This window comes from Paenibacillus sp. OAE614 (assembly GCF_040546645.1).
In the GTDB taxonomy this organism is placed as follows: domain Bacteria; phylum Bacillota; class Bacilli; order Paenibacillales; family Paenibacillaceae; genus Paenibacillus_AQ; species Paenibacillus_AQ favisporus.
Map to the genome: position 1 here is coordinate 5,380,192 of NZ_JBEPOD010000001.1, position 15,060 is coordinate 5,395,251.

At 58.8% G+C, this 15,060-nt stretch carries 10 protein-coding genes; 3 read left to right on the forward strand and 7 right to left on the reverse strand.

All coding sequences use genetic code 11. The annotated features are described in order from the left end of the window. Positions 1 to 141: 141 nt before the first annotated feature. On the reverse strand, positions 142 to 1,635 hold the full coding sequence (locus tag ABIE48_RS24820; RefSeq protein ID WP_192717422.1) for an arylsulfatase: 1,494 nt from the start codon (positions 1,633 to 1,635) through the stop codon (positions 142 to 144). A 408-nt stretch (positions 1,636 to 2,043) separates the two neighbouring features. Between ABIE48_RS24820 and ABIE48_RS24825 the strand changes: the two genes are divergently transcribed. Further along, the gene (locus tag ABIE48_RS24825) at positions 2,044 to 3,270 is read left to right on the forward strand and encodes an ROK family protein (protein ID WP_192717423.1); all 1,227 of its coding nucleotides are present in this window, start codon (positions 2,044 to 2,046) and stop codon (positions 3,268 to 3,270) included. A 263-nt stretch (positions 3,271 to 3,533) separates the two neighbouring features. After that, on the forward strand, positions 3,534 to 4,760 hold the full coding sequence (locus ABIE48_RS24830; RefSeq protein WP_192717424.1) for a formylglycine-generating enzyme family protein: 1,227 nt from the start codon (positions 3,534 to 3,536) through the stop codon (positions 4,758 to 4,760). Between the two features lie 171 nt (positions 4,761 to 4,931). On the opposite strand, the gene ABIE48_RS24835 is transcribed toward ABIE48_RS24830, so the two are convergent. Next, on the reverse strand, positions 4,932 to 5,291 hold the full coding sequence (locus ABIE48_RS24835; protein ID WP_076173545.1) for a winged helix-turn-helix transcriptional regulator: 360 nt from the start codon (positions 5,289 to 5,291) through the stop codon (positions 4,932 to 4,934). Between the two features lie 134 nt (positions 5,292 to 5,425). Here ABIE48_RS24835 and ABIE48_RS24840 point away from each other — a divergent pair, with 134 nt between their 5' ends. Continuing rightward, entirely contained in the window at positions 5,426 to 6,055 is a 630-nt protein-coding gene (locus ABIE48_RS24840) for an FMN-dependent NADH-azoreductase (protein ID WP_192717425.1), read from the forward strand. Positions 6,056 to 6,344: 289 nt separating this feature from the next. Here ABIE48_RS24840 and ABIE48_RS24845 read toward each other — a convergent pair whose 3' ends face one another. The 5 genes from ABIE48_RS24845 to ABIE48_RS24865 all read right to left on the reverse strand — a co-directional run bounded on the left by ABIE48_RS24845 (position 6,345) and on the right by ABIE48_RS24865 (position 15,052). Continuing rightward, positions 6,345 to 7,154 carry an AAC(3) family N-acetyltransferase gene (locus ABIE48_RS24845; RefSeq protein ID WP_192717426.1) on the reverse strand — a complete coding sequence of 270 codons (810 nt, stop codon included), beginning with the start codon at positions 7,152 to 7,154 and terminating at the stop codon, positions 6,345 to 6,347. Positions 7,155 to 7,470: 316 nt separating this feature from the next. Beyond that, complete coding sequence (locus ABIE48_RS24850) at positions 7,471 to 8,508, reverse strand: glycoside hydrolase family 18 protein (RefSeq protein WP_192717427.1); 1,038 nt, start codon at positions 8,506 to 8,508, stop codon at positions 7,471 to 7,473. Between the two features lie 99 nt (positions 8,509 to 8,607). After that, positions 8,608 to 11,232, reverse strand: a complete 2,625-nt coding sequence (locus tag ABIE48_RS24855) for a transglutaminase domain-containing protein (RefSeq protein ID WP_192717428.1) — start codon at positions 11,230 to 11,232, stop codon at positions 8,608 to 8,610. Next, positions 11,229 to 12,260, reverse strand: a complete 1,032-nt coding sequence (locus ABIE48_RS24860) for a carbohydrate-binding family 9-like protein (RefSeq protein ID WP_145029611.1) — start codon at positions 12,258 to 12,260, stop codon at positions 11,229 to 11,231. The genes ABIE48_RS24855 and ABIE48_RS24860 overlap by 4 nt, the downstream gene beginning before the upstream one ends. A gap of 35 nt (positions 12,261 to 12,295) precedes the next feature. Beyond that, a complete protein-coding gene (locus ABIE48_RS24865) occupies positions 12,296 to 15,052 on the reverse strand; it encodes an alpha-mannosidase (protein ID WP_192717429.1) in 2,757 nt (918 codons plus the stop codon). Positions 15,053 to 15,060: the final 8 nt, after the last annotated feature.

Here is a 15,060-nt window from a genome sequence, read left to right on the forward strand (position 1 = left end):
CGGATCATCTCCTTAATTTACGGTTAACGTATCGCAAAAAAACAGTTCAAGCTGTATTCGTATGCCTGTAGCCAGGCAGCCATCCTACCGTTATATTTCGATAATGCAATATCGTTAGTTCAATGAATCGCTGCTCCGCATTCAAACCCGGATATGGGACAGTACGGCCGCCTGCTTCCGGCCGGCGATAAGCCGCTCCCCATCCGTAAAGCCTTCCTCCCGCCCTTCCAGCTCACGGAGGAGAATGGAACGCCAATGATCGATCCGTTCGCGGCAGGCTTCGTCGGAAATGGCGTTGTGCAGCTCCATGGGGTCTTCCGCCAGGTTAAAAAACTGCTCTTCGCCGGTTTGCGGATACCAGATGAATTTCTCGGTCCCGTCCGTGACCCATTGGGTAGACTGATGACCGTAGGCATGCTCCCCATGCAGATGGCTCCGCCATACCGGCGATGCTGTATCCGCTTCGTTCCTGGCCGCTGCCAGCCTCCAAATGCTGTCCCCTTCCACGCCTTCCGGGATCTGAACCCCGGCTGCATCAAGCAGCGACGGCATGATGTCACGCAGCTCCACGACCTCATCGGCCACGGTGCCCCGCTTGAGATGGAGCCGGCCGCCAGGGTCGTTCACGATCAACGGCACGTGGGCACTTCCTTCATAGGGCAGCGCCTTCCGGAACAAGTGATGGTCGCCAAGCAGCTCCCCATGATCCGAGGTAAACATGATCACCGTGTTATGGAGCTCTCCGTACTCGTTCAGAGCCTGCAGGAACCGGCCGATTTGGTGGTCCAGATGGGTGATCAGCGCATAATAGGCGGCCATCGCCCGGCCCAGCCTCCGTTTGGGGACGAGCCCCTTGCCCGTTGTCGGCGCCAAACCTTCCAGGGCGGGGTCATCCCCCTGCGCCCAGTCTCCGACCGGCGGATCCGGAATATCCGCATCTTCGTACAGGTCCAGATACGCCTGCGGCGGATCGAACGGCGGATGCGGACGGACGAAGGACATCCATAGAAAGAACGGCTTGCCCGGGTCTCTGCGGCGCAGAAAGTCGATCGACTGGGTCACGACCCAGTTCGTCGGATGCTTCATTTCGTCCAGATGCCACGGACGTGCGACGGTCGATGCGTTGCAGTCCAGGCCCGTGTCGATCAGATCGGCGCCGGGCACCCTTTCCCGGAGCCACTGCAGGTAATCGTCCACCTGATCGTAATGCTCCTTCATCGGGATGCCGTGAAAATTGCGGTTGTGATGCAGGTAGCCGTCATGCAGCACCACGTTGTGAAAGCCCATCAGGTTTCGGGCGGGATACACATGCATTTTACCGATGCACTGCGTATGGTATCCCGCTTTGGCCAGCTCCCCGGGCAGCGTGACCGGATAATTCCACGGTACCCGGTCCTGATATCCAACGCGTCCGTGCGTCCGCTGAGACTGGCCCGTAAAGATGGCCGCCCGCGCCGGTACGCAGGTCGGGGTTGCCGAATAGGCGCGGCTGAACCTCACGCCGGTCCGGGCAAGCTCGTCCAGATTCGGCGTTTCCACGACGGGGTGGCCGGCGATGCTGAGGCAGTCGAATCGCATCTGGTCCACGGTAATCAGCAGCACGTTAGGCCTGCCTTGCTCTTCGTTCCTATTCATCGGCTCTCCTCCTTGAATCCAGCGGATATGATCGATAACCCTGAGAGAATCCTTGAAAATGCCTGTTCCCCCTTATTAAACCCTTCACGTGATGAAAAGTAAATGAAATTATTCGTTTTTTCGTGCAGATTACCCCGATGGGAAAACGATGAAAACGGATTACTCTGATTACTTTATTTCAAAAAGAAATTAAGATCGATATAATGGGAGGGATAAAACCACACAGATGAGGATGCAGTCCGGTTGCCACTTGCTGGGGCCGTGTGTATGATAATCATGAAGCAGCCTGTACGTATAATTGTAGAAAAACCATTGCCAGCAGAGCCCTTCCGGCGTTTGCCGCCGGATCATATTGTGGGGCAACAGCCGCTGGCCTTAACGGTTCAGAATAGTGAGGATAACGACGATATGCAAGATTTTAAGGAAGAGAGATGGAATGTAAAAGAACGCATTCCCTCACCGAAAGCCAAGGAACTGTTCTATGATATCCGGCGCAAGCAGGAGATTTCCAAGAGCGACCTGCTGGCGTCAAGCGGGCTGACGATCAGTACGCTGACCCGCGTCCTCGACGAGCTTGTCTCCATCGGCGTCATTAGCGAGAGCGGCCTCGGCGCATCGACCGGGGGACGGCGTCCGATTCTGTACCAGGTACGGGGCGAGTACGGCTATGCGTTTGGCCTGGACGTCTCCCGCGTCGTCTCCCGCCTCATTTTGCTCGATTTAGCCGGGCAGACGCTGGAAACAGCCGAATGGGACATGACGGGCGACATGACGCCGGAGCGGCTCATCGGCGAGGTTGTCGGCCGGGCCCGGGAATGGATTGCAGCGCACGGCATTCCGCTGGATCAAGTCATCGGCATGGGTATCGGCGCCGTCGGCCCGCTCGACCGCGAGGCCGGCATCATCGAGGAGCCGGAGTGGTTTGCCGCGCCGGGCTGGCAGCATGTCGAAATCGTGCGCCTGATCGAGGAGGCGCTGCATGTTCCGGTGCTGCTCGACAACGGCGCCAATGCCGCCATCGTCGCCGAAGCATGGGCGAACCGCGGCAAGGATTTCCGCCACATGCTGTACGTGCATGGCGGCACGGGCCTGCGGCTGTCCATGATGTCGGACAGCAAGCTGATCTATGGGGCAGCCGATATGGAAGGCTCGTTCGGGCAGATGATCATCCAGGCAGATGGCATCCCTTACCGAACCGCCAAAGGCAACCACGGCTGCCTCGATTCCTACGCGTCGGTCCATGCGATCGAGCGCGAGGTAAATTCCCGGCTGCGGATCGGCCGGAGCAGCCGGCTGCAGCAGATGCTGGAGCCGGGCGAGCCGGCCCGCTTCAGCCACATAATGCAGGCGCTGAAGCAGATGGATCCGATGGTCACGGAAGTCGTGACCCAGGCGGCAACGTACTTCGGCATCGGCCTGGCCAATCTGCTGAACATTTTGTATCCCGAGAAGGTCGTTCTCGGCGGACCGCTGATGACGGATTCGAACCTTTTCTTCTATACGGCGACCCAGACCGCCATCCGCAAAACGTACCATTACCCGAAATACCAGGTCATTTTCAGCAAAGGCAGCTATGGCGAAGAAGCGATCGCCGTCGGGGCGGCGCTCCTGATGCTGGAGCAACTGACCTGCTGAACTGTGCGGCCGTGAAGCCTTCAGGGCCCGTCGCGTGCTCATAGCTTTTTTTTGGGGGCCGCTTTGCCCTCAAAGCCTGTTGATACCCTCAGAGCCCGCTGCCGCCGCCGCCCTCCCCGAGGGCACACGGATGCCTGCTCAGCTATGAAGCCAGCCGGGCTTGAGCCGTTGCCAGCATGCGGGCGGACACGGATTAAATCCGAACGGACACAAAACATGAAAGAAAGAACATCCTCCTACCAGGAAAGGAGCAAGGACCGAAAATGACCCAAGAGACCTCCTCCACCGTTCCAACGTCGGGAAATGCCGGAAAGGCCGAAACCTCCTCCTGCTGCTGTTCTGCCGGGCGTGAAGCCGCTTTGCAGGCTCCTGCCTGCGGAACGCCTGCTGCCGGACACTTAAACGCGCCTGAAGCAAAGAATTTTCACGAAGGGGAAACAGGGGCCGCAAGCAGCCTTCCGCAGCTTCAAGGTTCCGTCAGGGCAGAGACCGGCACGGAATCGGACACACCGGCGGCAGCATCGGCTGATCCCAAGGAAGCTTCGCCGGCTCATACCAGCTATGCAGCTGAGCGTTTCCACAGCTCAGCCGCCCAGCAGGAGCCGAGTCTGGCGGAACATTCGGCTCGGCCCGATCCTTCCCAATGGCCGATCATCCCCGAGGGTACCTATATCCTAGGCACCGATGACGGGGAAGGCTTCGCCTCGGACGCCGAGGGGCCTGCACGGCCGGTGCACATCCCGGCGTTCCGCGTATCGCCTTATGCCGTCACGAACACCGAGTTCGCCGCTTTCATCCAGGCGACCGGCTACGTCACCGACGCCGAGAAATTCGGCTGGTCGTACGTTTTCCAGCTCCTGATCCCGGATCCCCAGCAGGTGAAGATCGTCGGCTCTCCGGAGCGGACGCCATGGTGGCTCGGCGTCGAAGGAGCCACCTGGCGGGAGCCGGAAGGCCCCGGCAGCGGCATCGGTGACCGGATGGACCATCCCGTAGTCCACGTCTCCTGGAATGACGCTGCCGCTTACTGCGCCTGGGCCGGCGTTCGGCTGCCCACCGAAGTAGAGTGGGAAGCCGCAGCCCGCGGCGGCCTGGAGCGCAAGCGTTACCCTTGGGGCGACGTGCTGCGCCCCGGCGGCGAACACCTCTGCAACATTTGGCAGGGCGTATTCCCTACCAAAAACCACGCCAGCGACGGCTACCTCGGCACCGCCCCCGTTGACGCCTATCTTCCGAACGGATACGGGCTGTATAACATGTCGGGCAACGTATGGGAATGGTGCGGGGACTGGTTTACGTCCGACCCGGCACAGCGCGGCTCTTCGGACCGTCCGGAAGGGCCCGCCCAGGGAAACGCCCGCCTCATGAAGGGCGGATCGTACTTATGCCATCAATCCTACTGCAACCGGTACCGCGTCGCTGCACGCAGCGGCAACACGCCGGACAGCTCTACAGGCAACATCGGTTTCCGCGTGGTAGCGGATCTGTAACGACAAGCCCAAAAAGGCACTGCTCCTCATGCGAAGCGGTGCCTTTTTGGCGTTAGCTTATTTGGCTTCCTTCGAGCTGACGCCAGGCCGCAATCCCAGACACGCTTCGCAATCACCGCTCGTTGTATGATGTGTTTCGGAACAGAATGAAACGGACTAGCGCTTATTATGCTAGTCCGTTTCTGTTTGTTCTTGATTATTCATTTTGAGCTGTTTTCGCTTAACATGGGCTACTCCCCATTGATGCAGGGATTCCAAAATCGGCGACAGGCTCTTTCCGTATTCCGTGATGGAGTATTCCACTTTAGGCGGGACCTGCGGATAAACGACTCGTTTGACGATCTCCTCTTCCTCCAATTCGCGCAGGTGGAGCGTAAGCATCCTTTGCGTGATATCGGGCAGCAATCTTCTGAGCTCATTGAACCGCAAAGGCTTGCCTTGAAGCAAATGATAAAGGATAATCGGCTTCCATTTGCCGACGATCGAATCCAGCGCAACGACGAATTGACATTGGGCAGGGTTCTTTTGCATAGACCCACCTCCGTTTACGGTACCTTTTTTGTTACTATACCACATTATTGTGCCTACTTACCATAAGTGAGTTAGTGTTATATGATCAGCATTGTAAGTGTTCTTAATATCATTACAGAAGGGAAGTTTGAAGCATGGCAACTGTACTGTACATCACTGCACATCCCCTTAATCCGGAGGAATCTTATAGCCTTGCGGTGGGCAAACAATTTATTGGAGCGTACCGTGAAGCAAATCCAACCGACGAAGTTGTTCATTTGGATCTGTATAAAGAAAATATTCCGCAAATTGATGCTGATGTTTTAAGGGGGTGGGGAAAGCTTCGGTCGGGTTCGACTTTGGATCAGCTATCCGAAGCTGAAAAATCAAAAGTGGCCCGTCTTGAGGAAATTCTCAATCAATTTATGGCAGCCGATAAGTACGTTTTTGTGTCTCCGATGTGGAATTTTACGGTCCCCCCGGTTTTGAAAGCATACACGGATGCGACCTCCATTCCGGGCAAAACGTTCAAGTATACGGAAAAGGGTCCTATAGGTCTGCTGCCCGGCAAGAAAGCCTTGCACATTCAAGCCAGCGGTTCCGTTTATTCGGAGGGTCCTTTAGCTCCAATAGAAATGGGATACAGCTATATGAAAACGATTTTGCAGTTCTATGGGATTGAATCTGAGGCTATTTTTGTTGAAGGAACGGCGGTATCAGAGCGGGCTCCTTTTATAAAAGAAAAAGCGATTGCACAGGCTAAGGAAGCTGCCAAACGTTTCTAATTGAGGGGCGCCATCGTTCTCCAACTGAAATCCGCAAAAATGAATTCCCCGGAAGTGAAACCCATCTTCACTTTTGGATAAGGGGAAGCTCCAATCTCCCTAGGAAATCAAGCTGCAACATTTCCTGAATGATAAGAAAAACGTCTATCGACGTACTTTCAAAGAAGACAGACCGCGTCTAGAGGAAGTTTTTCTTGCGAGATCAGGAAGCAGAAGCTCCGAAACTTATACTTTCTTATCTCTAAAAAAAGCCCGTTGAAGTTTCTTAACAGGCAGAAGGCACCGCTTCTTATGCGAAGCGGTGCTTTTTTAACCATGAAGCCGCATAATCCACGGCCGCCCTGACGGGCAGCAGCCGGCATTCCGCCATGCCTACCTTACCGACAGCAGCATGTCCCTGCTCTTCAAAATCCTGCCCGAGCCGCTCAAAGTCGTCGGAATCGTAGGCATAGTCTTCGAACCATTTCCACGTTCTCACGCTGTCCTCCAGAATGGCTGCCCCCATTCTTTTCCGCGGCATATCCTCGATCTGCGTCTCCGCCATATGAAAGGTCGTGCATGAATCGTATCCGACCCCAAGCAGCAGCACCTTGGCATCCAGCCGGTACAGGGCCCCCAGCGGCGAATCCTGGCCGAACTGCGGCGTCAGCGCGTGTACACCTGTAATTTCTGCCGCATGCGGCCCCCTGGCTGCAAACGACACCTGCGGATGGTACGAGCGGAGGGTTCCCGGCAGCGAGCGGAACTGCTCCGCGATTCTCCCCATCGCCCGGGTAGCCGTGTAATCCGGGTCAAACGCCGGCATATGCGCGTAAATTTCCTCCAGCCATGCGGATGGTACGGGCGGATTGGCCCATTCTGCCGGATCGGAATTCTGGCCGCTGTGGGCCGGCATCACCAGCGTCCCGGCACTGCCGAGCGCCTGCTGCAGCGCCAAAATGACGGCTTCCGCATCGCCGCACACCCAGCCGATTTTTGATAGCGAGGAATGCACCAGCAGGGTGTCACCCTCCCGGACGCCAAGACGGCCGAGATCCGCCCGGATCGACTCCACCGTGCTCAGCTTGGCCGAAGCGTCAATGATTTTTCTTTCTCCCATGTCAATCCACCTCCATTGTTCCATTGTGGCAAATTGGGGCGGCTTCGATCAAGTATGAGTTGAACATCGGGACCAAGCCATGCAAGCGGCCGTGCCATGAAGTAAACGGGTACGAAACGAGCCCTATGGAAAGCATGCCTGTACGAAACCGGAAATGGATAAAGAAAAATGCACCCTTCCCCTGGATCAAGGAAAGGATGCATGAAATTCGATGCGTTAGACACACCGGTGGTTTTGTAGCATCTACGTTCAAATTGAGGTTCTTTCATTAGGTTAGTTCCGGTTAGGCCGGCTCGTTTCAGCTAAGCCATTCCCTTTACTTGGAACCCAGCCCTTCGTGCATCGCACCCAGCAGGCGGTGCGTCCGGTCGCAGCCGTATTCCCAGAACATGATGCCGGCCAGTCCCTGCTCCTTCACATACTCGCATTTATGCCGGATGGATTCCTCGTCATCGTAGGAGATCAGGCTCGACCCGTTAAACAGGAACGGCGCGCGGGCTTCCTCATCCCAGTAGCGCGTATAGCCGTTTTTATCGATGTAATCGGCAGCCAGCTCCGTGAAAGATGGGCCGTACCCGCCCGTCGTGCCCGCCATTTGGTACAGTCCGCGGTTGCGGTCCGGCACCTCGTTCCAGATGCGGGAGTAGAACGCCGCTCCGATCACGATTTTTTCCCGCGGCACGCCTGCCCGGACAAAGATGTTCACGGAAGCGTCCGTGCTGATGCGGAACAAATCGCCCGTTCCGGTGTACAGGTTCGTATGATGGCCCGTCAGCACCTGGAAGCCGCCCCGCATGTCATAAGTCATCAGCTGCACGAAATCGAGGTACTTCTGCACCTGATCCATCTCCGTGCCGTCCACGTAATATTGGTCCGCCCCCGCCGCGATCGTCAGCAGATAGTGACGGCCATCTGCGGCTCCTTTGGCGTTGAGCGCTTCCCGAATCGCCGCCAGCAGCAGCGTAAAGTTGTGCTTGTCATCCGGACTGGCGGCGATACCCGCCTCGCCGTAGCACGGATACTCCCAGTCCAGGTCGATCCCGTCAAACGGGTACTCATTCAGCACCCGCACGGCAGATGCCGCCATCCGTGCTCTTCCTTCTTCGGTTGCGGCCGCTTCGGAGAAGCCGCCCGCGCTCCAGCCGCCGACCGACAGCAGCAGCGTCAGCTCGGGATGCTCCCGCTTGATGGACCGGATGGCCTCGCCGTTCTTCAAATGCTCCGTCGTAATTTCGTCATCCCGGACATGGCCGAACGCCACGTTCAGATGGGTCAGCCGTGACAGGTCCTCCGGCGTCATCTCCGGCAGCACGGCATCCACGGCGTACCCAGCCACAATATATTTTTTCGACATACTTAAGACACTCCGTTTCTTATTGGGTTGTACCAGAATCTCGATCCCGGTTGAGTTGTTATGTTAGGTCGTTCTGTTGGATCGGCTTGCTCTGCCGGCTTACCCCTGCTTTGTTACCGCCGATAAAATCTGCAGCGCCTCTTTCCCCGTGCCGATCTTATAGCCGGATGCCGTGTACCGGATCTGATTCTGGCCGTCCAGCACGAACAGATGCGGGTAGCCCGCTTCGCTTGCGGCCGAAGACGAAATCAGGTCAGGCAGGGAAGCATAGCTGGAATCCCGAACAAACGCCGTCTGCGCCGGCAGATTCGGATAAGCGGCCGGATCGAAGGACGCCGTCCACTCCCGATCTCCAATGATCAGGACAATCGGCAGCGCAAGCTTGTCAAATGACTCCGCCAGCTCCCCGAGCTCGCGCAGCAGGTGCTTGGTCGGCTCGCGCTCGGGCTCGATCCAGGCCGTGATGGCACCCTGGGAACCAATCAAGCTGCCCAATGCGGCGGCCGTCCCGTCGAAGCGCATAACTTCCCCGCTGCCATCCAGCGTGCCCAGCACCGGCACCTCCTCGGCAGCTTCGCGGAACGTCAGCGGAACCTCCGTCGTGTCCCCTTCGCTCACCGTAAAGTAGCTGAGGCGCACCCGCACGGTTCCGTCCTTCAGGCGGATGCCCGTTGTCAGGCGGTAGGCACCCGGCTCCACTTCAAATGGCGCGTCGTACACGTCGGTTTGGCCGAACGGGTAAACCAGCGTTTTGTATACGCCGTTTTCAAGCCGGGCGAACGTAAAGTTCTCGCTGTAGGATGCGGCAGGCGCATCCGGACCGGCCGCCTCATCCCGCAGCAGGCGCAGCATGCCCCAGCCTGCACTTCCGGTCTCCTCGGCGGAGGCATACAGGGTGAACGGCGCGTCTTTCCATCCGCCGTCCTGCCAATACTGCGGCTTCTGCTCGCTCGGGTGCAGGCGGGCCGGGATGCCAAGGCTGCGGCTGGCGGCCACGAACAAGATGCCGAGCGACACCGGGTCGCCCTTGCCCAGCCGGTAGGTACCAACCGGATTGCCTTTGCCGAGCAGGTTCGGCAGGTCCTGCCATAATTCAAAGCCCTGCTCCAGGCGGCGGCCCAGCTGCACCGGATCGGCCTGATACGCGGCCGTCTCCTCCGGCGTAAAGGCCACCTGGAAGAACTTCCGGTACGGCACGATCATTTCGTACAGCACGCGCGGGCACAGAATGTACCGGATGAAGAGGTCCTCATCCCAATCGCCGCGGCGCTCCAGCGCTCCGGTCAGATGGTCGTCCAGCGCCGGCCGGAACGTATCGGCCAGGTCCTTGTCGTTCAGCGATTCCAGGAGCCGCAGCGGCCATTCTCCGAATTCGCCGGAACGCTCTTCCAGGAAAGCTGCGATTTCACGGCCGTTGCCCCGGGCCTTGCCCAGCACCGCCTCGACACGCTCGGCCGGAAGCCCCGCCGCCTTCGCCAATCGGGCAGCATCGTCCCCGCCGAGGAAAGTTTCCTCGAATGCGGTCCGGATGCGCGTACCTTCCTCGATCCGGGCATTGTGGCGCTGCTGCTTCTCTTCCGTGACGGCATCCACAGCTTCCCCTTCCCGTTCGGGCGGCGGCACCATGTCAAAGTCTGCCGTTCCTTCCGGCTGAACGGAGCAGTCCAGAGTCAGCTCAAAGCGCTCGCTGTCCCGGACCGAAATCTTGGTCTCGCCCCAGCGTCCGTCCTTAACGGCGCGGATGACCAGGTCGCCGAAGCCCGTCTTGAAGGAGGCTTCGCCCCGCTCGTCCGTCGGAAGCGTGGCGATCGGGTACAGCTCCGCCATGTTGTACAGCTCGAAGCGCACCTCGGCCCCTTCTACGGGAGTGCCGGCTTCATCTTTTACCGTCACGCGGATGGTCTGCGTCGGCGCGTAATTTTCCAGCAGGTTGATCTCCGTAAACCATTCGTCGGCCAGCGTAATATCCTCAGGCCCCGGATAATCGGCGTAGATTCTCGTGTTGATCAGCATCGCACGTCGTGCCGGCGGAGTGAACCAGCCTTGGTTCAGGCGGGCTTCCGGCTCGCAGGCGCCGATGTAGTACCACTGCCCGTCGGCCCAAGCTTCCACCCAGGCGTGGTTGTCGTCGCAGTGCGCCCAGCGCGGGGTATAGACCTGGCGCGCAGGAATGCCGATGCTGCGCAGTGCGGCCACGGCGAGCGTCGACTCTTCCCCGCAGCGGCCACGGGCCGTGCGGATCATCGTCAGGGGCGAAATCGTCCGCAGATCGCTGCCGACGTAGGTCGCCTTTTCGTGGCACCAGTAGTTCGTTTCCAGGATCGCGTCCGCCATGGACAGTCCCGCCGTCCGCTCAGCCAGTTCGTTATACAATATGCCGCGCGAATCCTCGATATTTTCAGTATTCACCCGGTATGGAAGGACGAAGTGCAGGAAGAGGTGATCCGGCACCCGCTCTCCCCAAGGCACCTGCTTGCGGATTGCCAGCGTGTTGCGCACGTGGCTCAGAAACAGCGCACCGTCGTAATCCGCCAGGTCGTTGACCGGCATGTACGCGTACAAATATTTCAAAGCCCATGTTTCCTCGGCGGTCAAAGCTTCCTCGAACACGCCGAACAGCTCCTGTTTCCGTGATTCGGCCAGCACCATCTTCTCCTGAAATTTCTCCTCGATCCGCTGCAGTATCTCCTGATCCAGCGAGAATGCGGTCGTATGCGTCGTCATTTCGCTTCCTCCTTCCACAGCTTTCCGTCTTCACGGATGCAGTACACCGCTCGTCCGTCCGCGGACGGCGCCGTCAGCTGAAACAGGCTGCGGGTTACTTCGATCTCCGGTTGAATCGTCCAGGTATCTTCACCCTTCAGCTGCTCCCAATCGGCCGTAAACCGCCCATGGGCCTCATAGTGGTTGCGCTCGCGGTAATAGAGCTTGCGAAGCTCCCACTTGATCCGCTCGTCCTCCGGCAGCTCAAAATCCTGGGGCACTTCTCCGTCAGAGAATACGACGTACCCCCAGAGCTCCGGATAATGCATATTGATGATGCCCATCGGCGACCATACCCAGTTGTCCTCGGGATATGGCTTGCCGGTCTCAGGGTTCAACACCTTGCGGTATTCGCTGTCCTGCACCTCCGTCCGCCACTCTACCCGCGAGAAGTTGACGCGCCAGAACTCGCCGGTAGCCGGGCGGCGCCCCTCGGGCGCACATTCCTTCAGGCTCGCCCACGGGATCGCCACTTCCACGCTCCATTTGCGGTTGTCTGCATCCGGGCGGTTCAGCTCGCCGTCAATATGCACCGCGGTCTTCAGGCCGGCGATATCCCAGCCGTTGACCGGAGGCCCGCCGTCGCGGTAAGGCTGAACCAGCAGCAGGTCCCAGACCGTATTCAGCGCATTGATTTCAAACTCGTAATATTGATGCGTATCCCCGTCGGGATCGATAAAGATTTCAAAATCGTTGTCGTAGAAAATGACCGAATCCCGCTCGGTCAGCGTGGCCCAGATCTGATCCTCGATCAGCTCTGCGCCGAAGTAGAAATATTCGTCGTCCCACAGCATTTTGACCCGGGTCTGCTTGGCCGGCTTGGGGCGCAGATCGCCCTCGATATCGACGAAATCCTCCGTCCACTGCGCTTCGGACCAGAATGGCTTGTCCAGGCGTCCGTCCAGGACGAGCGGCCCTTGCGCCCGCCGGCAAATATAATGTTTGGGAGCATATTCAATCCTAGGCTCCGGCACTCCGCTTAGATTCATCGCGATTCCCTCCGTTATTCGTTCTGCATCGATCGTTAACCTATATTGCCGGTATCCGCAATCTCCAAGGCCAGCGTCACAATCTCGGCCGGCCCGGCCGCTACGCGGAGCGCCTCTCCGGGCTGCACCGCTTCCACCGCATCCTGCCGCTCTTCCAGAATATTGCTTCGATATGCCTGGCGATACGCAAATGTCGGCCTTACGGCAAGCTCGCTGCCGCTCGAGGTCAAATTGTACCAGCGGAAGATGAGGTCTCCTGTCTCCTCACTTCTTTTCACCGCGGACTGTGCTATTCCTTCTCCGTGCCAGCCGAACCATTGATAAACCGGCGGGAGGCTGCCCGCATGCAGGCCGACCTGTACGCCCGTCCACGGTACCTGGAACTGATAGGCTTCGTTATACGCAGCCTCAGGTTTCGCAAGACCGTGCGGGATGATCATCAGCTCGGCATAGGCTTCGCCCAGGCACTGCGCCTCCGGCGTCGGGAATACGCCCCAGTCGCCCAGCTCGCCGACGGAACGCAGCAGCGTCACCGCAATCGTGTTCTGTCCATCCTGCAGCACTTCGTATTCGTTCAAGCCCAGGTTCGCGACCGTGAGTCCCGTCCGCCCATCCTGGATGCTGGCAAAAGCCTGCTGGTGGTGGCAGTAGCTCGGGTTGGTCCATTCGGCGGACGGCTCGTTGCCGCGGGTCACGACCTCGAACATGGAATCCGCTTGGTGAACGTTGCTGGCAAGGCCGGTCGGGAACAGCATCCGCAGCCGGTGATCCTTGGCTTGGTTATGGAAGCGGGAGGATACCTTCAAACCGCGTGATCCTTTCTCCAGCGTCAAGGTCGTCTCGATGACGATCCGGACGGTCTCCTTGGAGCGGCCGGAAGATCGGCCGGTGAACCATACCAGCTCCTGCTGCTCCTGCGCAAGCTTCTCCTCCGCTCCCTTCGGGATGTCCCAGGCATGAACGACCCGGAAGGACGCCTCGTAAGGCTTGTCGGCCAGAATCGTAATCTCGGCTGCTGTATTCCGGGTCGTCAGCGGGGGTTCCCCGTCCGGCTGGCGGTACATGTATTCATTGCCGATGTCCCCGCTGTCCTCGTAAACGCACAAATTAGAGTAAATCTGGCCACTCGCTTTGTCCGTCAGCGTCACCGCCCCGTCGTTTTCAATGCTAACCGACACGTATTCGTTTTCCATGGTTCGGTCCCCGGTGACAAGCGTGGACCGTTCCGCCGATGCAGCGGCATGGGAAGCCGAGCGGACAACCGCGTAGGTGCTGAAACCGTTCGCGGGAACGTCCTGCGCCTCCAGCTCCACCCGGACCTTTCGGGCAAAATAAGGCTGCCGGAACTTGTCGTCTGGCAAATCGTATCCGAACTGCAGCCCCAGGTCGGTGATCGTGCAGTCCACCTCCCGCCCCTCGCTGTCCACCACGATTCGGTCCGCCAGCTCGAGCTGCTTCACCCGCGATTTCATTTCGCCGAACGGAATGCCTTCCCGGAAATAATGGCGGAGCACGTCGACTTCGACGCTGACCGTGCCGTTCCGCGTGCCGCCGGTCGTATTAAAGACGGTGAACGGAACAGCATCCGGCCCGAACGCCGCAAAGCCGGTAGTGTCGATATGTTCTGCAATAGACTGCAGGCTGTCGTCCGCAACCGCTTCGGCGACGTGCCGGCTTTTCTCGAAGCGGGTGACCATCTCGCGGTGCACTTCGTCCACACTGCAGCCGCAGATGCTGTCATGCGGATGGTTCTGCATCAGCGTCTTCCAGGCGTACTGCAGGAGATCATGCGGATACACCGCACCGAGCAGGCTGGCATAAGCTGCAAGCGGCTCGGCCACCTTCTCGAGCATCGCCTGGCCCCGCTGATTCAACTGCTTCAGGTAGACACGGGAGGAAGCGGTATTGACGAGCGTCCCCCAGCCGTCCGTCCGCTGGCTGCGCAGCTCGCCCCGGACCGAGGACAATTCACGGTCCAGCGAGGATTCGAGGGCCGCCAAGTAATCGATAAAATTGGAATGGACGAAGTCCGTATCCGGGAACAGTTCGCGCGCCGTGCGGATCGCCTTCGGCAGATCGAGCTGGATCGGCTGGTGGTCACAGCCGTTCATGAACAGCAGCTCCCCGGTGGAAGCGTACTTGGCGGCGTCCGCCAGCTTGCGCTGCCAGTATTCTTTCGCCTCGCCCGGATCCGCAGGCACCTCATTCCCGTTCGAATACCAGTTGGCGAACAGGATGCCGAGCACCTTGGAGCCGTCCGGCCCCTCCCACTCCAGCTCGGAGAAGGAGGATTCGTAATCGCCGTCGGCGACCGTGTTGTTAAAACCAGTAGGCTTCACGCCCCGTCCGAAGAAGGCGTTATGGATGCCGGACTGCCGCATCAGCTGGGGTGTTTGTCCAGCAAGCCCGAAGGTGTCGGGAAAGTAGCCTATTTTGGCCGGCTGGCCGTAGCGCTTGGCGTCCTTGTGCCCGATCAGCATGTTGCGCACATTGGCCTCGCTGCTCGTCAGAAACGCGTCCTGCAGGATGTACCAGGGCCCGATCAGGATGCGGCCGTCCGAGATATGCTTCTCAAGCCGCGCCTGCTGCTGCGGCCGGACCTGCAGGTAATCCTCCAGGATGATCGTCTGGCCGTCCAGGAAAAAGCTGCGGTATTCCGGGTCCTCATCCAGCTTGTCCAGCAGCGCATCCATCAGTTTTATCAGACGGACATGATGCTTCTCAAAGGGCAGATACCATTCCCGGTCCCAATGGGTGTGGGATACGATATGAGCCGTTTTGCGGTTTGGCATGTGTTCTT